Source organism: Ramlibacter aquaticus (assembly GCF_015159745.1).
Lineage (GTDB): Bacteria > Pseudomonadota > Gammaproteobacteria > Burkholderiales > Burkholderiaceae_C > Ramlibacter > Ramlibacter aquaticus.
The window spans coordinates 1-18,738 of sequence record NZ_JADDOJ010000079.1 but is presented as its reverse complement, the minus strand read 5'-3'; the positions used below and the strand labels follow the sequence as shown (position 1 = coordinate 18,738).

Genomic DNA, 18,738 nt, shown 5'->3' with positions numbered 1-18,738 from the left:
CGGCTGCCCGCTGCCGCGCCCTATGGGGCGCCCGAGAAGCGCAGGGCCAGGCCCCAAGCTTTCTGACTTGCGGCGTCTGTCTGAGCGAAGCGGTCGCCGCAGGCGAGCGCGTAGCGAGTTACGCCGCGGGGCCTGGACCGAGCATCGCAGGGGAAGTCGGACACGAAGTGCCGACCGCCCCATTGGGCGCGGCAGCGGGCTGCCGGCGGCCGGGGCTGGGTTTGCCTGACGAGATGCAGGCACGGAACCCAACGCAGAACCAACGCCTGAAACTGAATGCTCAAGTGGCGAACGACACGGAAGACCGCCCCCCGCGGCCAAGGCCCACGAACGCTCAGCGTCCCCGCCGCGCCCGCGACGCCGCCGCCAGGTCCCGCAGCAGCGGCTGGGTCGCGTCCCAGCCCAGGCACGCATCGGTGATGGAGACACCGTACTGCAGCGGCACGCCGGGCTTGAGGTCCTGGCGGCCGGGTGCGAGGTGGCTCTCGACCATCAGGCCCATGATGCGGCGCTCGCCACCGGCCACCTGGGCCGCCACGTCCCGCGCGACCTCGACCTGCCGCTCGTACTGCTTGGACGAGTTCGCGTGCGAGCAGTCCACCATCAGGTGCTGCTCCACGCCGGCCTTGGCCAGCAGCGCACACGCGGCCTGCACATCGGCGGCGCTGTAGTTGGGCCCGCGCGAACCGCCGCGCAGGATGATGTGGCAATCCTCGTTGCCGGCGGTCTCGAACACCGCCACCTGGCCCATCTTGGTCATGCCCATGAACGCGTGCGGCGCGCCGCCGGCCACCAGCGCATCGGCGGCCATCTGCACGCCGCCGTCGGTGCCGTTCTTGAAACCGATCGCGCAGGACAGGCCGGATGCGAGCTGGCGGTGGCTGGGGCTCTCGGTGGTGCGCGCGCCGATCGCGCCCCAGCTGACCAGGTCGGCGATGTACTGCGGGCTGAGCAGGTCGAGAAACTCGGTGCCCGCGGGCAGGCCGAGCCGGGCGATGGCCAGCAGCAGTTCGCGCGCGCGGCGCAGCCCCTCGTTGATGCGGAAGCTGCCGTCCAGGTGCGGGTCGTTGATGAAACCCTTCCAGCCCACGGTGGTGCGCGGCTTCTCGAAGTAGACGCGCATCACCACCAGCAGGTCGTCCTGCAGCGCGTCGGCCTCGGCCTTGAGCTTGCGGGCGTAGTCCAGGGCCTGCTCGCTGTCGTGGATGGAGCAGGGGCCCACCACCACCAGCAGCCGCGGGTCGCGGCCATGGACCACGTCGGCGACGGCGCGGCGCCAGCCCTCGATGCGCGACTGCACCGCGGCATCCGCCGGCAGGTCGTGCTGCAGCAGCGCGGGCGAGATCAGCGGGCTGACCTGGCGGATGCGCAGGTCTTCCAGCCGGGTGGTCTCGGCCTTGTCCTCGTTCAGCGGGTTCATGCGGCGACCCGTGCGCGTTCCAGCTGGTCGCGCGTGCGCAAGGCCTCGCGCCGCGCGGCCTCGGCGAAGTCCTCGCCGGAGGAGGCGTAGAGGATGGCGCGCGAGGAGTTGACGACGATGGGGGCGCCCGCACGCCAGCCGGCGCGCACCGTGGCTTCGGCGTCGCCCCCCTGGGCGCCCACGCCGGGGATCAGCAGCGGCAGCGTGGGCGCGATGGCCCGCACCTGCTCGATCTCGGCCGGATAGGTCGCGCCCACCACCAGCCCGAGCTGGCCGTTGCTGTTCCAGGGGCCCTGCGCCAGGCGCGCGATGTGCTCGAACACGCGCGGCTGGCCCTCGACGGAGGCCAGGCGCTGGGCCTGCAGGTCGTCGCCGCCCGGGTTGGAGGTGCGGCACAGCAGGAAGGCGCCCTTGCCGGGGTACTTCAGGTAGGGCTGGACCGAATCGAAGCCCATGAAGGGCGACAGCGTCACCGCATCGGCGCCGTAGCGCTCGAAGGCCTCCACGGCGTACTGCTCGGCGGTGGACCCGATGTCGCCGCGCTTGGCGTCCAGGATCACGGGGATGCCGGGCGCGCTGGCGCGGATGTGGGCGATGAGCCGCTCGAGCTGGTCCTCGGCGCGGTGGGCGGCGAAGTAGGCGATCTGCGGCTTGTAGGCGATGACCAGGTCGCGCGTGGCGTCGACGATGGCGGCGCAGAAATCATGGATGCGCGACGCGTCGCCGCGCATCGCGGCCGGGAAGCGCGCTGGGTCCGGGTCCAGGCCCACGCAGAGCATGGAACCGTTGCGCTGCGCGGCGTCGCGCAGCATCTCGAGGAAGGTCATGCCCAAATTGTAGTCAGGGGGGTGCGTGGACCAGCGCCGCCTTTCGGCAGCGGGCCACAGGTCCCAAGCCCGGGGGCGGGATTCAGCGCCCGGCCCGCGCCGCGCGGTACAGCCCCTCGACGCGCGGGATGTTCTCGCGCAGGCGCTGCTGCCGGTCGGGGCCGGTCGGGTGGGTCGACAGGAAGGCCGGCCCGCCCTGCCCGCCACCGGCCGCGCCCATCTTCTGCCAGAGGCTGATGGCGGCCTGCGGGTCGTAGCCGGCCCGGGCGGCGAGCTCCAGGCCCACCAGGTCGGCCTCGACCTCGTCCTCGCGGCTGAACTTGAGCGTCAGCAGCTGCGTGCCCATGCGCGCGGCCAGGTCGCCCACCTGGCCCAGGCCCAGCAGCTGCGCGCCGATGGACAGGGCGAGTCCCGTGCCCTCGCTCTTGGCGATGCGCGAGCGGGCATGCTCGCGCAAGGCATGCGCCATCTCGTGGCCGAGCACCATCGCAGCCTCGTCGTCGCTCAGCTTCAGGCCGTCCAGCAGCCCGGTGAAGACGGCGATCTTGCCGCCCGGCATGCAGAAGGCGTTGACCGACTTGCTGCCGATCAGGTTGACCTCCCACTGCCATTGGCGGGCGCGGTCGTTCCAGCGCGGGGCCTGCGCGATCAGGCGCCGCGCGATGGCCTGCAGCCGCACCCGGCCCGGGTCGCCCTCGGGCGCCAGCGCGCCCTGGGCGCGCGCCTGCTGCAGCAGCTTGGCGTACTCCTGGCGCGAGGCGTCCTCGATCTCGTCGGCCGGCACCAGGCTGCGCAGCGCCGAGGGCTGGCCCACGTCGACCTGCGCATGGGCGGGCGCCAGCAGGCCTGGCAGGAGACTGCACAAGCCAAGCACCCACGCGGCGAAAAGGCGGCCAGTAACCATGCCGGCCATGATACGGGCGCACCCATAATGCGCGCAGCCCCGCCATGAACGACACGCGCCCCGCCACCGACCCCGTCGCCCCGCCCGCGGCCGCCGCGCCCGCCGGCTGGGGGCAGGCCCTGCGGGTCTACCTGGAGCCGGCCACCCTGCGCATGCTCTTCCTCGGTTTCTCCGCCGGGCTGCCACTGCTGCTGGTGCTGGGCACGCTCAGTTTCTGGCTGCGCGAGGCGGGCATAGACCGAACCACCATCGGCTTCCTGTCCTGGGTGGGCCTGGCCTACGCGTTCAAGTGGGCCTGGGCGCCCCTGGTCGACCGGCTGCCGCTGCCCGTGCTGGGTGCGCGCCTGGGCCGGCGGCGGGCCTGGCTGCTGCTGGCCCAGTGCGTGGTGGTGGCCGGGCTGTGCGGCATGGCGGGCAATGACCCGCGCCTGTCGCTGCAGGCCACGGTGGGATTCGCGGTGATGGTGGCCTTCGGCTCGGCGACCCAGGACATCGCGCTGGACGCCTTCCGCATCGAGTCCGCCGGCAGCGAACGCCAGGGCGCGCTGGCCGCCGCCTACCAGACCGGCTACCGGCTGGCCATGATCTGGGCCGGCGCCGGGGTGCTGTGGATCGCGGCCCGCTCGGAGGTCGCGGGCACCCCCGGGTACCAGCACGGCGCCTGGCGCACAGCCTACCTCGCCATGGCCGCCTCGATGGCGGTGGGCATGCTCACCGTGCTGCTGTCGCCGGAGCCGGCGCGTCGCGACCTGCCGCCGGCGCGCAGCCTGGGCGCCTGGCTGCGCGAGGTGCTGGTCGAGCCCTTCGCCGACTTCCTGCGCCGCTACGGCTGGCAGGCCGGGCTCATCCTCGCGCTGATCGCGGTCTACCGCATCAGCGACATCGTGATGGGCATCATGGCCAACCCCTTCTACGTGGACATGGGCTACACCAAGGACGAGGTGGCCGCCGTCACCAAGGTCTTCGGCGTGGTGATGACGCTGGCCGGGGCCTTCCTGGGCGGCGCGCTGGCGCTGCGCATGGGGGTGATGCGGGTGCTGATGCTGGGCGCGGTGCTGAGCGCGATCAGCAACCTGCTCTTCGCCTGGCTGGGCTCGCGCGGCCACGACCTGACCTCGCTCATCTTCGTGATCTCGGCCGACAACCTGTCCAGCGGCATCGCTTCGGCGGCGTTCATCGCCTACCTGTCCAGCCTGACCAACGTGGACTATTCGGCCACGCAGTACGCGCTCTTCAGTTCCATCATGCTGCTGCTGCCCAAATGGCTGGCCGGCTTCTCGGGCGAGTACGTGGACCACTTCGGCTACACCAGCTTCTTCACCGCCACCGCGCTGCTGGGCCTGCCGGTGCTGGTGCTGGTCGCATTGGCCTCGCATGTGCATGCCCGCCACACCCGCGATGCGGGAGAGGGCGCACGCCGGCCCTAGGCCTGCGCCTACCCGCGGCGACAGCGCCGCCTGACGCCGACTGCCCGGCCCCTGCCCTACCTTGGGCCCATGAAACCCGACCCCACGCCCGGGCGAGGACGTCCTGCTGCCGATCCGCCGGCAGGCAGTGGCACGGCCAGCCCGGAGCGACGCTCGGCCGAGCGCGTGCGTGACGACCAGCAGTCGGGCCAGGGCGCGGCCAGCGCCCTGTCGAAGTTCAAGATGCAGGAGCGCAAGCGCGCCACCCTGCGGCCCCGGCCCGAGGCCGACTGAGGGCCGCGCCCGGCGCGACGATCAGCGCCGGGCCGCCTCAGCCCCGGGCCGCCAGGGCCTGCAGGGCTGGGCGCTGCACCTTGCCCAGCGCCGTCCTGGGCAGCGCGTCCAGCCACAGCCAGCGCCGCGGCAGCTTGTAGCGCGCGATGCGCGCCGCCAGGTGCGCCTGCAGCGCCGCCTGCGGTGGCGGCCCCGGCTGCGCGCACACCACGGCCACCGCCACCACCTCGCCCCACTGCGGGTCGGGCAGGCCGAAGGCCGCGCATTCCAGCACCGCGGGATGCTCCGCCAGCACGGCCTCGATCTCGGCCGGGTGGATGTTCTCGCCGCCGGAAATGATGAGCTCCTTCACGCGGCCGGCGATGGTCCAGCTGCCGTCCGCGGCCTGGCGTGCGAGGTCGCCGGTGTGGAACCAGCCCTGCGCATCCACGGCGGGCACGTCGGGCCAGTAGCGGCGGATGACGTTGGGCCCGCGCAGCCACAGCTCGCCCACGCCGTCCCTGGGGTCCACGCACCGCAGCGCGACCCCGGGGGCCGGCCAGCCGCAGGCCCCGGCGTGCGACAGCGCGAACGCGGGCGGCAGCGCGACGGAGAACGGCCCGGTCTCGGTGGCGCCGTAGACGTTGCACACCGGGAGGCCGCGCTCGTGGAAGGCGCGCACCAGCGGCGCGGGCAGCAGGCTGGAGCCGGCCCAGGCCGCGCGCAGGCTGGACAGGTCGGTGGCGGCCCAGCGCGGGTGCTCGACCAGCGCCTTCATCACCGCCGGCACCACCAGCGTCAGCGTGGGACGGTCGTGCGCGATGGCGTCCAGCGCCGCCTCGGGCGCGAAGCGCGCATGCAGCAGCACCTCGGCGCCCAGGGCCAGCGCAGGCAGGGTCTGGATGCACAGCCCGCCGACATGGAACATGGGCAGCACCGTGAGCACGCGGTCGTCCGGCCGCAGGCCCTGCACCTGCGCCGCGATGGCCATGTTCGCGCGCAGCATGGCCTGCGTGTGGACGGCGGCGCGCGGCGCGCCGGTGGTGCCCGAGGTGAAGACCAGCAGGGCCGGTGCGTCGGGCCCGGCATGCACGGGCGCGGGCGCACCGCCCGCGTCCAGTGCGTCCACGCCCGCCACCGCGATCCCCACGCGCTGCGCCAGCGCCCGCGCGGCGGCGGCCCAGGCCGCGTCGTGCAGCAGCAGGCCGGGCGTGGTCGCCTGCAGCTGCGCCTCCCATTCGCCGGGCGCGAGCCGGAAGTTCAGCGGCACCAGCGCCGCGCCCAGGCGCGCCAGCGCGAACAGCAGCACGATCTGCCCGGGGTGGTTGGCCCCCAGCCAGGCCACGCGGTCGCCGGGCCGCACGCCCCAGCGGTGCCACAGGGCCGACGCGGCCTGCCCCACCGCCTGCGCCAGCGCGGCGTAGTCCAGCTGGCGCTCCCCGAAGCGGATCGCAGGTGCGTCGGGGCGCAGGCCGGCCTGCGCGGCAAGGATCTCGTGCAGCAACAGCGGCAGCGCGGGCGTGGCGGACTCGGCCATTTACCCAACTTTACCTGCGGTTCAAGCGGCCTCGACCGCGTGGCGCGAGCATGGCTGCCTGAGTACGATGTCTTCCATGCAGCAGCTCCTGATCATCGAGGACGACGCCCGGCTGGCCCAGATGGTGGCCGAGTACCTGGGCCGTTCCGGTTATGCCGTGAACCACGCGATCGATGCCCGCACCGGGCTCAACCTGCTCCAGGACCCGCCGGGCGGCCACCGGCCCGACCTGCTCATCCTGGACCTGATGCTGCCGGACATGGACGGGCTGGAGGTGTGCCGGCGCGTGCGCGCGCTGCCGCCGCCGCTGGGCCAGGTGCCGGTGCTCATGCTCACCGCCAAGGGCGACCCCATGGACCGCATCATCGGCCTGGAACTGGGCGCCGATGACTACCTGCCCAAGCCCTTCGAGCCGCGCGAGCTGCTGGCGCGCATACGCGCCGTGCTGCGCCGGCGCGTCGAGGGCGTGGCCCCGGCCCTGCAGCTGATGCGTTTCGGCAGCCTGGAGCTGGACCGTGACGCGCGCAGCGTGACGGTCGGCGGCCGGCCCGCCGAGCTCACCTCCTACCAGTTCGACCTGCTCATGACGCTGGCCGAACGGGCCGGCCGCGTGCTCACCCGCGACCAGATCATGGAAGCCGTGCGCGGCCGCGAGCTGGAGGCCTTCGACCGCTCCATCGACGTGCACATGGGCCGCATACGCGCGGCCATCGAGGCCGATCCCAAGAACCCCAAGCGCATCCTCACGGTGCGCGGCGTGGGCTACGTGTTCGCCAAGCAGCAGGACTGAGGTGACGCTTCCGGCGCGTTGGCGCTTCCCGCTGTACCTGCGCATCTGGCTGGCCGTGCTGGTGGCGGTGCTGCTGCTGAGCGTGGCCTTCGGCTGGCTGCTGCAGGCCAGCAACCAGCAGCTGCCGGTGCGCGAGGTGATCCTGCGCGAGGAGGACGGCACCGTGCTGGGCCGCGCCATGACCCGCCCCGTGCGCACGCCGCAGGGCCTGGAGTTCGCGGTCGCGATGCACGACGGGCGCACGCTCATCGTGCAGCTGCCGCCGCGCCCGCACCCGCCGGGCGAGCCGCCGCCGGGGCGCGGCTGGATGATGCGCGGGCCGGCCGGGCTGTTCTGGATGCTGGCCATCGTGGCGCTCGCCGTCGCGCTGGGCAGCTTCCCCATCGTTCGGCGCATGACGCAGCGCCTGGAGCGCCTGCGCAGCGGCGTGGAGCGCTGGGGCGACGGCGACCTGTCGGTGCGGGTGGACGACGGCGGCAACGACGAGGTGGCGGCCCTGGCCCGGCGCTTCAACCTGGCGGCCGAGCGCGTGGACACCCTGGTCAAGACGCACAAGTCGCTGCTGGCCAACGCCTCGCACGAGCTGCGCTCCCCCCTGGCCCGCATCCGCATGGGCCTGGAACTGATGGGCAGCGACGCGCCGCCCGCCTTCCAGGAGGAGATCCGCCGCAACATCACCGAGCTGGACCAGCTGGTGGACGAGATCCTGCTGGCCAGCCGGCTGGACGCGCGCGAGGCCGACATGGGCACCGTGGAGCCGGTGGACCTGACCGGGCTCGTGGCCGAGGAGTGCGCCCACACCGGCGCCGAGCTGGCCGCCTCGCCGGGCGTGCCTCTGGTGGTCGACGGCGTGCCCAGGCTGCTGCGCCGGGCCGTGCGCAACCTGCTGGAGAACGCCCGCCGCTACAGCAGCGACGCGGTGCGGGTCGAGCTTGTCCGGGAGGGCCCGGATGCGGTGCTGCGGGTGCGCGACCGGGGGCCCGGGGTGCCGCCGGCCCAGCGCGAGCGGATCTTCGAGCCCTTCCACCGCCTGCCCGGCGCCAGCGAGCGCCACGGCGGGGTCGGCCTGGGCCTGGCGCTGGTGCGCTCCATCGCCGAGCGCCACCGGGGCCGCGCCTGGTGCGAGGACCAGCCCGGCGGGGGGGCCTGCTTCGTGATCCGGATTCCGGTTCACGCCCAGAACTGACATGAACCGTGACACACGTCACGATTCGTCACGATAAGGCCGTGTTCACGGTAATGACTTCGGGCGTCGCAAACCTTAAATTCAGATGAACCGCTGTCACACGGATCCATTTTTCACCGCAAGTCCAAGAACGCAGGTCCAGCCAGGACTGCCTCCAGCAGCCATCCCCGGATGGCTGTTTTTTTTGGGGTGGCGCTCAGAGCAGGGTGCGCACCCGCTCGGGCGTGATGTCCACCAGGCAGCGGGTGTGGCCCAGAGGGCACTCGCGCTCGAAGCAGGGCGCGCAGTCCAGCGGCGGCTGGTAGCCGGGGTCCTCGCGCAGCCAGACGACCCGCGCCGCCTCGTTCAGCGGCGGCGTGTGCAGCGGGCTCGAGGAGCCGAACAGGGCCACCTGCCGGGTGCCCAGCGCCGCGGCCACGTGCATGAGGCCGGAATCGTTGCTGACCATGGCCCGCGCCGCGGCGATGAGCGCGAACGCTTCCATCAGCGAAGTGCGGCCCGCCAGCACGCGGCAGCGGCCGCCGCCGGCTTCCTGGGCGATCTCTTCGGCCAGGGCCGCCTCCTTGGCCGAGCCCAGCAGCAGCACCGGGTGGTCCAGCGACTTCGCGAGTTCAGCGTAATGGATGGCCGGCCAGCGCTTGGCCGGGCCGTACTCGGCCCCGGGCGCGAACACGTAGAACGCACCGGCCGCCAGCTGCTGGGCGGCCAGCGCCGCCTCGAGCGCGCCGGCGGGCAGCACCAGCCGCGGACGGTCCTGCGCGAGGCCCTCGGTGTCCCCCGACAGCGCGGAGTAGAAGGCCACCATGGGCGGCTTGCCCGCGGGGTTGCGCAGCCGGTGCGTGAGCAGGCCCACGCGGGCTTCGCCCAGGTAGCCCACGCGCCGCGGGATGCTGGCCAGGAAGGGCAGCAGCGCGCTCTTGAGCGAGTTGGGCAGCACGTAGGCGGTGTCGAAGCGGCCCTCGATCTCGCGCGCGAGCTCGCGCCGTGCGCGCCACTGCAGGCCGCCGTGCTGGAAGGGGAACTCGATCACCGCCTCGACCTGCGGCATGGCCCGGTACACGGGCGCCACCCAGGGCACGGCCCCGACGGTGAGCCGCTCGCCGCGGCCGGCCAGCCGGCGCAGCAGCGGCTCGGTCATCACGGCGTCGCCGATCCACTGCGGCGCGATCACCAGCGAGCGCGAGGGCTCGGCGGGTGCGGCGCCGCTCGTGGCGCGCAGTCGGCTGGGCCGGTTCATGGGTGCAGGCGCTGGGCGCGGGCCGGCCGCGCCCGCATGGGCCTCAGTGGCCGCCGCCGAAGTGTTCGCCGGCCTTCAGGCGGTACACCGTGCCGCAGTAGGCGCACTTGGCCTCGCCGGTACGGGCCACGTCCAGGTAGATGCGCGGGTGGTTGTTCCACAGCTTCATGCCGGCCGTCGGGCTGGGGCAGAACACGCCGCCATTGGCGTTCAGGTCCTTGGCCAGCAGTTCGACCACCGCGTCTTTTTGAGTCGTCGTATTCATGTTCGTATCCTAGGCCAGAGGTATCAGGCCGGCCGCGCAGCCCGGCCCCTGCCAGGGCCACCGCGGAACCGGCTCCGCCGGGCCGCCGGTGGCGCCCCCCTGGGGGGAGGCGCCGCAGGCGCATCGGGGGGGTTACACCTTCGTCAACCAGTGGGCGTACTTGGGGTTGCGGCCGTTCACGATGTCGAAGAAGGCCGACTGGATCTTCTCCGTCAGCGGGCCGCGCGAGCCGCTGCCGATCTCCACGCGGTCCAGCTCGCGGATCGGCGTGACCTCGGCGGCGGTGCCGGTGAAGAAGGCCTCGTCGGCGATGTAGATCTCGTCGCGCGTGATGCGCTTCTGGACCACCTCGATACCCAGGTCCTTGGCGATGTGGAACACCGTGTTGCGGGTGATGCCGTTCAGCGCGCCGGCGGACAGGTCGGGCGTGTAGATCACGCCGCCCTTGATGACGAAGATGTTCTCGCCCGCGCCCTCGGAAACGAAGCCCGAGCTGTCCAGCAGCAGGGCCTCGTCGTAGCCGTCGTCCGTGGCCTCCATGTTGGCCAGGATGGAGTTGCTGTAGTTGCTCACCGCCTTGGCCTGCGTCATCGTGATGTTGACATGGTGGCGGGTGTAGCTGGAGGTCTTCACGCGGATGCCGCGCTTCATGCCTTCCTCGCCCAGGTAGGCGCCCCAGGCCCAGGCCGCCACCATCAGGTGGATCTGGTTGCCCTTGGGGCTCACGCCCAGCTTCTGCGAGCCGATCCAGGTCAGCGGGCGCAGGTAGCAGCTTTCCAGGTTGTTGGCGCGCACCACCGCCTTCTGGGCCTCGTTGACCTGCTCCTTGGAGAAGGGCAGCTGCATGCGCAGGATCTTGGCCGAGTTGAAGAGCCGGTCGGTGTGCTCCTGCAGGCGGAAGATGGCGGTGCCGTCCACCGTCTTGTACGCGCGCACGCCCTCGAAGGCGCCGCAGCCGTAGTGCAGGGTGTGGGTCAGCACGTGGATCTTGGCGTCGCGCCAGTCCACCATCTCCCCGTCCATCCAGATCTTGCCGTCGCGGTCGGCCATTGACGGTAGTGCGGTCATCGCTTGTCCTTGGGTGTCGCTGTCGAACCGGGCATTTTACGGCCGGGCCGGCCCCCCTGCCCGCCCTCAGGCCGCCTGGGCACGCGCATGGGCGTTGGCATGCTCCAGCCGGGAGGCCAGCAGGCGCACGAAGAGGCGGTGCAGGCCGATCGCCAGCCCGGGCGACTCCCGCTCGATCGCGTCCAGGCCGGCCTTGCTCACGCGCAGCACCGCGCTGGCGACCTCGGCCCGCACGGTGGCGCTGCGGCCGCCCTCGCGGTACAGGCCCATCTCGCCGACGGTGGCGCCGGCCTGGACGGTGCGGATGCGATGTTCCGCCCCCTCGCCGCCCAGGAAGACGGAGAGCCGGCCCTGCTCCACCAGGTAGAGCGCGTCGGCGCCCTCGCCCTGGCGGAACAGCACGTCGCCGGGCTGCAGGGTGATGCGCTCCAGTCGGGCGAGCAGGTCCTGGGCGCGCTCGGGCGAGCCCATTTCCTCGGCCAGCCAGGCCTGCAGCGGGTCGCGCGGCAGCTGCTGCTGCGCCGCCTGCAGCAGGGCGTCCTCCCAGGCGGCGAGCGCGGCGGCCACGTCCTCGTGCTCGGCCGGGCCGCCCGGCGGCAGCGCGCCGTTCGCGCGCAGCACCGCGCGCACCCGCGGCGAAGCGCCCGAATACGCGAGCCGCACCTGCTGCGCCGCCGCGACCTTGAGCACGCGCGCCAGGGCCTGGGCGGCGGAGGAATCCATGGCCGGCACCCGGTGGAAATCCAGCACCAGCAGGTCCAGGGGCGCCTGAGTGCGCGTCATGAGCGCTTCCAGCTCGGTGCCCAGGCGGCGGATGGAGCCGAAGAACAGGGTGCCCTGCAGTTCCACCACGCGCACGCGCTCGCCGCTTGCGCGCAGCAGCAGCACCTCGGCAGCGGCGCGCTCCACGCTGCCGGGCCACTCGTTGCGGCTGAAGATGCGGCGCACCGCGCCCACGCGCGCGGACGAGACGGCGAAATCGAAGCAGCAGATGACCACGCCCGCGATCACCGCCTGCAGGTAGCCGAAGGCGATGGTCAGCAGCAGGATGACCACCACCACGGCATAGTCGCCGCGCGACAGGCGCTTGCGGCCGTCGAACAGCCAGACCTTGAGGATGCTGAGCCCCAGGAACATCAGCAGGCCCCCCAGCACCGGCTTGGGGATGAGCGCCAGCACGGGCCCGCCCACGGCCATGACCGCCAGGCACGCCGTGCCGTTCACGGCCCCGGCCAGGCGCCCGGCAGCCCCCGCCTCACGGTTGGCGAGCGAGCGGCTGACGGAGACGCCGCCCTGCAGCCCGCCCAGGGGCGCCAGCGCGATGTTGACCAGGCCCAGCAGCTTGAGGTCGGCGTTGAAGTCGGCCCGGGTGTCGAAGGCGACCTCCAGGCTGGATTCGGCCAGCAGCAGGCCGATCACGCTCACCGCGACGGACACGGCGATCAGCCCCGACTGCGCGGCCAGCACGCCGCAGTCCACCGCCGTGAAGAAGGCGGGCTGCAGCGGCGAGGGCGGCATGATCACGCCGAAGGCGGGCATCAGCCAGCCCGCCGCGCGCGCCGTGGCCGGGTCCAGCCCGGCCCACCACAGGCCGGCGTGGACCGCCAGGCAGCTGGAGACGATGAGCCCGGGGATCAGCAGCGTGTGCTTGAAGCGCAGGGTACTGCCCCAGATCAGCAGGGCGACGGCGACGCCCACCAGCAGCTGGGCCGGCGGCCCCTGCCGGGCCATGCCCAGCAGCGCGGCCGGCGTGAGCGAGGCGCCCTTGGACACCGCCGCGCCGCCACTCACCATCAGCCAGCCCACGGCCGACAGGAAGCCGCCGATCACCGGGTAGGGGATGTAGCGCACCAGGTCGCCGGCGCGCTTGCGGCCCAGCGTGTACCAGCCCAGGCCGATCAGGAAGCCGGCGACGCACAGCGCGGTCACCACCGTGGGCAGCGCGGCCGCCGCGGTGCAGCCGGCGGCGACGGCGGCGGTGATGGCGCCCAGGATGGGCACCGTGGCCGGTTCCGGCCCCATGGAGGCCAGCGGCATGGAACTGGTGCGGAACGCGGCCAGCGACATGAGCGCGCCGCCGGTGAGCGACATGCCCACGCCCTGCGCCAGGTAGATCGCCAGCGGCCCCTGGAACAGCAGCGCGGCGCAGGACACGTAAAAGGAGATGGCCATCAGGCTCACCACCAGCCCGGCGACCAGGTCGCGCAGCAAGGTACCCCGTGGCATGCGAACGTCCAGTGCGTCTTGTTACAAACAGCCGCATTCTGGGGCCCGGCCGCGGGCCGGGCATCAGGGTCAATCCCGGGCGGGCGGGACCGGCTCGGGCGGGCGCACCAGCGACCAGCGCGCCAGCCGGCCGCGCTCGAACTCGCAGTCCACCCAGGAGCCGCCCTCGTCGTGCCAGCGGAACACCTCCGGCTCCACGCCCTGCGCGGTCATGGCCTCGCCGATGGACTGGGTCATGGTGATCACGTGCATCAGGCTGAAGCCCGGCTGCAGCTTGGCGTTGAGCATCACCGCGCTGCCGACGAAGCCCTTGGGCCGCTGGGCGGCCTTGCCGAGCACGGCCATGGTGCGGTTGAAGTGCAGCAGGGTCCACATCACCAGGCCGCCCGCCACCAAGGCGACGCCCTTCCAGCCCCAGGACTGCCAGGCCAGGCCCAGCATCGCGAGCCCCGCGACGGGGAAGATGAAGGGTCGCAGCCGGTTCACAGCGCCCTCACGATCTCCATGGCCTCCTCGATCCGGTCCACGGGGTGGATGGTGAGGCCCTCGATGTCGCGGCTGCCCTTCTTGGGCGCATTGGCGCGCGGCACCACGGCCACCGAGAAGCCGAGCTTGGCCGCCTCGCGCAGGCGCTCCTGGCCGCGTGGCGCGGGCCGCACCTCGCCCGCCAGGCCCACCTCGCCGAAGGCGATGAAGCCCTTGGGCAGCGGCCGGCCGCGCAGGGAGGAGGTGATGGCCAGCATCACCGCCAGGTCGGCGGCCGGCTCGGTGATGCGCACGCCGCCGACGGCGTTGACGAACACGTCCTGGTCCATGCAGGCCACCCCGGCGTGGCGGTGCAGCACCGCGAGCAGCATGGCCAGGCGGTCGCGCTCCAGGCCCACCGAGAGGCGGCGCGGGCTGGGCCCGCCGCTGTCCACCAGGGCCTGCACCTCGACCAGCAGCGGCCGCGTGCCTTCCAGCGTCACCAGCACGCAGCTGCCGGGCACCGGCTCCGCGTGCTGCGACAGGAAGATCGCGCTCGGGTTGGTCACCCCGCGCAGGCCCTTCTCGGTCATCGCGAAGACGCCGATCTCGTTCACCGCGCCGAAGCGGTTCTTGATGGCCCGCACCAGGCGATAGCTGGAATGCGTGTCGCCCTCGAAGTACAGCACCGTGTCCACCATGTGCTCCAGCACGCGCGGGCCGGCCAGGGCGCCTTCCTTGGTGACGTGGCCGACCAGCACCACCGCCGTGCCGCTGGACTTGGCCGCGCGGGTGAGGTGGGCCGCGCATTCGCGCACCTGCGCCACCGAGCCCGGGGCGGAGGTGAGCTGGTCGGAGTAGACGGTCTGGATCGAGTCGATCACCGCGATCGCGGGCCGCTGGTCGGCCAGCGTGGCCAGGATGCGCTCGAGCTGGATCTCGGCCTGCACCTTGACCTGCGAATGGTCCAGCCCGAGGCGGCGCGAGCGCAGCGCCACCTGGGCCCCGCTCTCCTCGCCCGTGACGTAGAGCGTGGGCACCTGGGCCCGCTGCAGGCCGTCCAGCGCCTGCAGCAGCAGGGTGGACTTGCCGATGCCCGGGTCGCCGCCGATCAGCACCACGCCGCCCTCGACGATGCCACCGCCCAGCACCCGGTCCAGCTCGGAGATGCCGGTGGGCGTGCGCGGCACCTCCGCCGCCTCGATGTCGGCCAGCACCGCGACCGGCGCGGTGGGCGCCAGCGCGGCGAAGCGGTTGCGCGCCGCGCCCGCGGCCGGCTCGGCCACGGATTCGACCAGGGTGTTCCAGGCTTCGCAGTGCGGGCAGCGGCCCAGCCAGCGCGGGCTGGTGCCGCCACATTCGGAACAGGTGTAGGTCGTCTTCTCTTTGGCCACGGCGGCAGTGTAAGGGGGCGCCCCGCCGCGGGCCGTGGCCCGGCTTGCGGCGGGCCATGCCGCCTCAGACGATGCCGCGGTAGGAGCCCCCGTCCAGCTGGATGTTTTGGCCGCTGATGTAGGAGGCCTGGGCGCTGCACAGGTAGGCGCACATGTCGCCGAACTCCTCCGGCCGGCCGAAGCGCTTGGCGGCGATGGTGTCCACCAGCTTGGCGCGCGCGGCCTCCAGGCTGCTGTTGTCGATGCGGGCCTGTCGCTCGATCAGGTACTGCTGGCGGCCGGTGTCGATGCGCTCGGGCAGCAGGTTGTTGATCGTCACGTTGTCCACCGCCACCTCGCGCGAGATCGCCTTGCAGACCGCGGTGAGCGCGGTGCGCGCGGCCGTGGACAGGCCCTGGTGCGGGTTGGGCGACTTCACCATCGCCGAGGTGATGTTCACCACGCGGCCGAACTGGCGCTGGCGCATACCCGCCAGCAGGGCGCGGATCAGCAGCACGGCGGGCAGCATGTTCTGCTCGAACACCGCGAGGTAGGCGTCGTGGTCCCAGTCCTCGAAGCGCCCGGGCGTGGGGCCGGCGTTGTTGGTGACCAGGATGTCGGCATCCGGGCAGGCGGCGACCAGGCGCGCCCGGCCGGCCTCGGTGGTGATGTCGGCCACGACGGGCACGACCGGCTGCCCGGTCTCGGCCCGGATGAGCGCGGCAGCCGCCTCGAGCCGGGTCGCGTCGCGGCCGTTGATGAACACCTGCACGCCCTCGCGCGAGAGCGAACGTGCGCAGGCGTGGCCCAGCCCCTGGGACGAGGCGCAGACGATGGCCTTGCGGCCGGCAATGTGGAGGTCCATGGCGGGGGCGCTTGACGCGCATCGGGAAACATTTAACATGTTAAGTAATTCGACCCCGGCATGGCAACCCCTTTCAAGCACCGCAACCTGCCTCGCCTGCTGCTGCAGGCCCGCGAGGCGGTCATGGCCCACACCCGGCCCAGCTTGCGCGAGCACGGCCTGTCGGACCAACAGTGGCGGGTGCTGCGCGTGCTGGGCGAACACGGCCAGGTGGACACCGGCCGCATCGGGCGCGAGGCCTTCATCCTCGGCCCCAGCCTGACCGGCGTGCTCGCGCGCATGGAGCGCGACGGGCTGGTGCGGCGGGCGCGCGACCCGGCGGACCAGCGCCGCACGGTGGTCGAGGCCACCGCCCGCGGGCTGCGCCTGGTGGGCACGCTGTCGCACACCGTGGAGGCGCACTACGCCTGGATGGAACAGGAACTGGGGACGGCGAAGCTGGCGCAGCTCTACCGCCTGCTGGACGAAGTCATAGCCTTGGAGCACACATGCGAATCGACCACCTCATCGACGGACGACAGGTCCCGGGCCGCGACTACTTCCAGAGCCTGAACCCGGCCACGCAGGAGGTTCTGGCCGAGGTCGCCGCCGGTGGCGAGGCGGAGGTGAACGCGGCCGTGGCTGCGGCCAAGGCGGCCTTCCCGAAGTGGGCAGCCCTGCCCGCCCCCCAGCGTGCCAGGCTGGTCCGCAAGCTGGGCGACCTGATCGCCGCCCAGGTGCCCGAGATCGCGCGCATGGAAACGGACGACACCGGCCAGGTCATCGCCCAGACCGGCAAGCAGCTGGTGCCGCGCGCGGCGGACAACTTCTACTACTTCGCCGAGATGTGCACCCGGGTGGACGGCCACACCTACCCGACCGAGACGCACCTGAACTACACCCTGTTCCACCCGGTGGGCGTGTGCGCGCTGATCTCGCCCTGGAACGTGCCCTTCATGACCAGCACCTGGAAGGTGGCGCCCTGCCTGGCCTTCGGCAACACCGCGGTGCTGAAGATGAGCGAGCTCTCGCCGCTGACCGCCGCACGGCTGGGCGCGCTCGCGCTGGAGGCGGGCATCCCGCCCGGCGTGCTGAACGTGGTGCACGGCTACGGCAAGGACGCGGGCGAGCCGCTGGTGCGCCACCCGGACGTGCGCGCGATCTCGTTCACCGGCTCCACCGCCACCGGCAACCGCATCGTGAAGGAAGCGGGCCTGAAGAAGTTCAGCATGGAGCTGGGCGGCAAGTCGCCCTTCGTGGTCTTCGAGGACGCGGCCCTGGACCGGGCGCTGGACGCTGCCGTGTTCATGATCTTCTCCAACAACGGGGAGCGCTGCACCGCCGGCAGCCGCATCCTGGTGCAGAAGTCGATCTACGCCGAGTTCGCCAAGCGCTTCGTGGAGCGCGCCACGCGCATCACCGTGGGCGACCCGCTGGACGAGAAGACCCTCATCGGCCCCATGATCTCGCAGGCGCACCTGGCCAAGGTGCGCAGCTACATCGAGCTCGGGCCCAGGGAGGGCGCCACGCTGCTGTGCGGCGGCCTGGGCGCGCCCGATCTGCCCGAGCGCGTGGGCAAGGGGAACTACGTGCTGCCCACCGTGTTCGGCGACGTGGACAACCGCATGAAGATCGCGCAGGACGAGATCTTCGGCCCGGTGGCCTGCCTGATCCCGTTCGAGGACGAGGCGGATGCCATCCGCATCGCCAACGACATCGCCTACGGCCTGTCCAGCTACGTGTGGACCGAGAACATCGGCCGCGCGCACCGCGTGGCGGCTGCGGTGGAGGCCGGCATGTGCTTCGTCAACAGCCAGAACGTGCGTGACCTGCGCCAGCCCTTCGGCGGCACCAAGGCATCGGGCACCGGGCGCGAGGGCGGCACCTGGAGCTACGAGGTCTTCCTGGAGCCCAAGAACGTCGCCGTCTCGCTGGGTGCGCACCACATCCCGCACTGGGGAGCCTGACATGGGCAAGCTCGCGCTCGTCGCCAAGATCACGCACGTGCCCTCGATGTACCTGAGCGAGCTGGACGGCCCGCGCAAGGGCACGCGCCAGGACGCGATCGACGGCCACGTCGAGATCGGCCGGCGCTGCCGCGAACTGGGCGTGGACACCATCGTGGTCTTCGACACCCATTGGCTGGTGAACGCGAACTACCACATCAACTGCGCGCCGGAGTTCGCGGGCCGCTACACCAGCAACGAGCTGCCGCACTTCATCAGCAACATGGGTTACGGCTTCCCGGGGAACCCGGCGCTGGGCCAGCTGCTGGCCCGGGCCTGCAACGCCATGGGCGTGGAGACCCTGGCGCACGACGCCACCACGCTGGCGCCGGAATACGGCACGCTGGTGCCCATGCGCTACATGAACGCCGGCCGCGACTTCAAGGTGGTGTCGGTCTCGGCGCTGTGCATGGCCCACTACCTGAACGACAGCGCCCGGCTCGGCTGGGCGATGCGAAAGGCGGTCGAAGACCACTACGACGGCACCGTCGCCTTCTTCGCCAGCGGCTCGCTGTCGCACCGCTTCGCGCAGAACGGGCTGGCGCCCGAGTACGGCTTCAGGATCTGGAGCCCCTTCCTGGAGCACCTGGACCGCGAGGTGCTGCGCATGTGGGGCGAGGGGCAGTGGAAGGACTTCTGCGAGATGCTGCCCGAGTACGCGGTGAAGGGCCACGGCGAAGGCTTCATGCACGACACGGCCATGATGCTGGGCGCGCTGGGCTGGAGCGCCTACGACGGCCGCGCCGAGATCGTCACGCCCTACTTCGGCGCCTCCGGCACCGGGCAGGTCAACGCGGTGTTCCCCGTGACCCCGCAGGATGGCGCGGCCATCCCGGCGGCGCAGGCCTCCGGGGCGACCGGCTACACCGCGGTCAGCCAGCGGCTGTGAACGCCGCATCCCACCCCGAGCC

18 protein-coding genes are annotated in these 18,738 nt (G+C 72.3%); 7 read left to right on the top strand and 11 right to left on the bottom strand.

All coding sequences use genetic code 11. The features are described 5' to 3' along the window. Window positions 1-334: 334 nt before the first annotated feature. The 3 genes from IM725_RS16215 to IM725_RS16205 form a co-directional block, all read right to left on the bottom strand. Window positions 335-1,420, bottom strand: coding sequence for a 3-deoxy-7-phosphoheptulonate synthase (locus IM725_RS16215; RefSeq protein WP_193781675.1), 1,086 nt, complete (start codon window positions 1,418-1,420; stop codon window positions 335-337). Further along, window positions 1,417-2,247 (bottom strand): orotidine-5'-phosphate decarboxylase, encoded by an 831-nt coding sequence (gene pyrF, locus IM725_RS16210; RefSeq protein WP_193781674.1) that lies wholly within the window; start codon window positions 2,245-2,247, stop codon window positions 1,417-1,419. The genes IM725_RS16215 and pyrF overlap by 4 nt, the downstream gene beginning before the upstream one ends. Before the next feature lie 82 nt (window positions 2,248-2,329). After that, the gene (locus tag IM725_RS16205) at window positions 2,330-3,151 is read right to left on the bottom strand and encodes a M48 family metallopeptidase (protein WP_407692533.1); all 822 of its coding nucleotides are present in this window, start codon (window positions 3,149-3,151) and stop codon (window positions 2,330-2,332) included. A gap of 44 nt (window positions 3,152-3,195) precedes the next feature. On the opposite strand from IM725_RS16205, the gene IM725_RS16200 reads away from it, so the two are divergent. Next, entirely contained in the window at window positions 3,196-4,578 is a 1,383-nt protein-coding gene (locus tag IM725_RS16200; RefSeq protein ID WP_193781672.1) for an AmpG family muropeptide MFS transporter, read from the top strand. Window positions 4,579-4,647: 69 nt separating this feature from the next. After that, the gene (locus tag IM725_RS16195; protein WP_193781671.1) at window positions 4,648-4,851 is read left to right on the top strand and encodes a hypothetical protein; all 204 of its coding nucleotides are present in this window, start codon (window positions 4,648-4,650) and stop codon (window positions 4,849-4,851) included. Window positions 4,852-4,888: 37 nt separating this feature from the next. Here IM725_RS16195 and IM725_RS16190 read toward each other — a convergent pair whose 3' ends face one another. Continuing rightward, entirely contained in the window at window positions 4,889-6,367 is a 1,479-nt protein-coding gene (locus IM725_RS16190; RefSeq protein WP_193781670.1) for a class I adenylate-forming enzyme family protein, read from the bottom strand. A 67-nt stretch (window positions 6,368-6,434) separates the two neighbouring features. Here IM725_RS16190 and IM725_RS16185 point away from each other — a divergent pair, with 67 nt between their 5' ends. Both IM725_RS16185 and IM725_RS16180 read left to right on the top strand, forming a co-directional pair. Beyond that, window positions 6,435-7,157 carry a response regulator gene (locus IM725_RS16185; RefSeq protein WP_193781669.1) on the top strand — a complete coding sequence of 241 codons (723 nt, stop codon included), beginning with the start codon at window positions 6,435-6,437 and terminating at the stop codon, window positions 7,155-7,157. 1 nt (window position 7,158) lies between these two features. Beyond that, entirely contained in the window at window positions 7,159-8,343 is a 1,185-nt protein-coding gene (locus IM725_RS16180) for a sensor histidine kinase (protein ID WP_193781668.1), read from the top strand. Between the two features lie 196 nt (window positions 8,344-8,539). On the opposite strand, the gene waaF is transcribed toward IM725_RS16180, so the two are convergent. From waaF to IM725_RS16145, 7 genes are all read right to left on the bottom strand, one after another. Beyond that, the gene (gene waaF, locus IM725_RS16175) at window positions 8,540-9,580 is read right to left on the bottom strand and encodes a lipopolysaccharide heptosyltransferase II (RefSeq protein WP_193781667.1); all 1,041 of its coding nucleotides are present in this window, start codon (window positions 9,578-9,580) and stop codon (window positions 8,540-8,542) included. 43 nt (window positions 9,581-9,623) lie between these two features. Beyond that, complete coding sequence (locus tag IM725_RS16170) at window positions 9,624-9,845, bottom strand: zinc-finger domain-containing protein (protein WP_193781666.1); 222 nt, start codon at window positions 9,843-9,845, stop codon at window positions 9,624-9,626. Between the two features lie 132 nt (window positions 9,846-9,977). Then, entirely contained in the window at window positions 9,978-10,913 is a 936-nt protein-coding gene (locus IM725_RS16165; protein ID WP_193781665.1) for a branched-chain amino acid transaminase, read from the bottom strand. Between the two features lie 66 nt (window positions 10,914-10,979). After that, entirely contained in the window at window positions 10,980-13,139 is a 2,160-nt protein-coding gene (locus IM725_RS16160; RefSeq protein ID WP_193781664.1) for a SulP family inorganic anion transporter, read from the bottom strand. Window positions 13,140-13,208: 69 nt separating this feature from the next. Continuing rightward, window positions 13,209-13,580 (bottom strand): glycerate kinase, encoded by a 372-nt coding sequence (locus IM725_RS16155; protein WP_193781676.1) that lies wholly within the window; start codon window positions 13,578-13,580, stop codon window positions 13,209-13,211. Between the two features lie 41 nt (window positions 13,581-13,621). Continuing rightward, window positions 13,622-14,998, bottom strand: coding sequence for a DNA repair protein RadA (gene radA, locus IM725_RS16150; protein WP_193781663.1), 1,377 nt, complete (start codon window positions 14,996-14,998; stop codon window positions 13,622-13,624). A 64-nt stretch (window positions 14,999-15,062) separates the two neighbouring features. Next, entirely contained in the window at window positions 15,063-15,842 is a 780-nt protein-coding gene (locus tag IM725_RS16145; protein ID WP_193781662.1) for an SDR family oxidoreductase, read from the bottom strand. A 60-nt stretch (window positions 15,843-15,902) separates the two neighbouring features. Between IM725_RS16145 and hpaR the strand changes: the two genes are divergently transcribed. From hpaR to hpaD, 3 genes are read left to right on the top strand one after another with little or no spacing between them, the layout of a single operon-like run. Next, window positions 15,903-16,394, top strand: coding sequence for a homoprotocatechuate degradation operon regulator HpaR (hpaR, locus tag IM725_RS16140; RefSeq protein WP_193781661.1), 492 nt, complete (start codon window positions 15,903-15,905; stop codon window positions 16,392-16,394). Further along, entirely contained in the window at window positions 16,331-17,788 is a 1,458-nt protein-coding gene (hpaE, locus tag IM725_RS16135; RefSeq protein WP_193781660.1) for a 5-carboxymethyl-2-hydroxymuconate semialdehyde dehydrogenase, read from the top strand. Before hpaR ends, hpaE begins: the two co-directional genes overlap by 64 nt. Before the next feature lies 1 nt (window position 17,789). Next, window positions 17,790-18,716: a 3,4-dihydroxyphenylacetate 2,3-dioxygenase gene (gene hpaD, locus IM725_RS16130; protein WP_193781659.1), complete on the top strand. Its 927-nt coding sequence runs from the start codon at window positions 17,790-17,792 to the stop codon at window positions 18,714-18,716. Window positions 18,717-18,738: the final 22 nt, after the last annotated feature.

Bases quoted from the DNA above. Each gene is read 5' to 3' on its own strand.
- IM725_RS16215 (WP_193781675.1), bottom strand. From the start codon at position 1,420: ATGAACCCGCTGAACGAGGACAAGGCCGAGACCACCCGGCTGGAAGAC.
- pyrF (WP_193781674.1), bottom strand. From the start codon at position 2,247: ATGACCTTCCTCGAGATGCTGCGCGACGCCGCGCAGCGCAACGGTTCC.
- IM725_RS16205 (WP_407692533.1), bottom strand. From the start codon at position 3,151: ATGGTTACTGGCCGCCTTTTCGCCGCGTGGGTGCTTGGCTTGTGCAGT.
- IM725_RS16200 (WP_193781672.1), top strand. From the start codon at position 3,196: ATGAACGACACGCGCCCCGCCACCGACCCCGTCGCCCCGCCCGCGGCC.
- IM725_RS16195 (WP_193781671.1), top strand. From the start codon at position 4,648: ATGAAACCCGACCCCACGCCCGGGCGAGGACGTCCTGCTGCCGATCCG.
- IM725_RS16190 (WP_193781670.1), bottom strand. From the start codon at position 6,367: ATGGCCGAGTCCGCCACGCCCGCGCTGCCGCTGTTGCTGCACGAGATC.
- IM725_RS16185 (WP_193781669.1), top strand. From the start codon at position 6,435: ATGTCTTCCATGCAGCAGCTCCTGATCATCGAGGACGACGCCCGGCTG.
- waaF (WP_193781667.1), bottom strand. From the start codon at position 9,580: ATGAACCGGCCCAGCCGACTGCGCGCCACGAGCGGCGCCGCACCCGCC.
- IM725_RS16170 (WP_193781666.1), bottom strand. From the start codon at position 9,845: ATGAATACGACGACTCAAAAAGACGCGGTGGTCGAACTGCTGGCCAAG.
- IM725_RS16165 (WP_193781665.1), bottom strand. From the start codon at position 10,913: ATGACCGCACTACCGTCAATGGCCGACCGCGACGGCAAGATCTGGATG.
- IM725_RS16160 (WP_193781664.1), bottom strand. From the start codon at position 13,139: ATGCCACGGGGTACCTTGCTGCGCGACCTGGTCGCCGGGCTGGTGGTG.
- IM725_RS16155 (WP_193781676.1), bottom strand. From the start codon at position 13,580: ATGCTGGGCCTGGCCTGGCAGTCCTGGGGCTGGAAGGGCGTCGCCTTG.
- IM725_RS16145 (WP_193781662.1), bottom strand. From the start codon at position 15,842: ATGGACCTCCACATTGCCGGCCGCAAGGCCATCGTCTGCGCCTCGTCC.
- hpaR (WP_193781661.1), top strand. From the start codon at position 15,903: ATGGCAACCCCTTTCAAGCACCGCAACCTGCCTCGCCTGCTGCTGCAG.
- hpaE (WP_193781660.1), top strand. From the start codon at position 16,331: ATGCGAATCGACCACCTCATCGACGGACGACAGGTCCCGGGCCGCGAC.
- hpaD (WP_193781659.1), top strand. From the start codon at position 17,790: ATGGGCAAGCTCGCGCTCGTCGCCAAGATCACGCACGTGCCCTCGATG.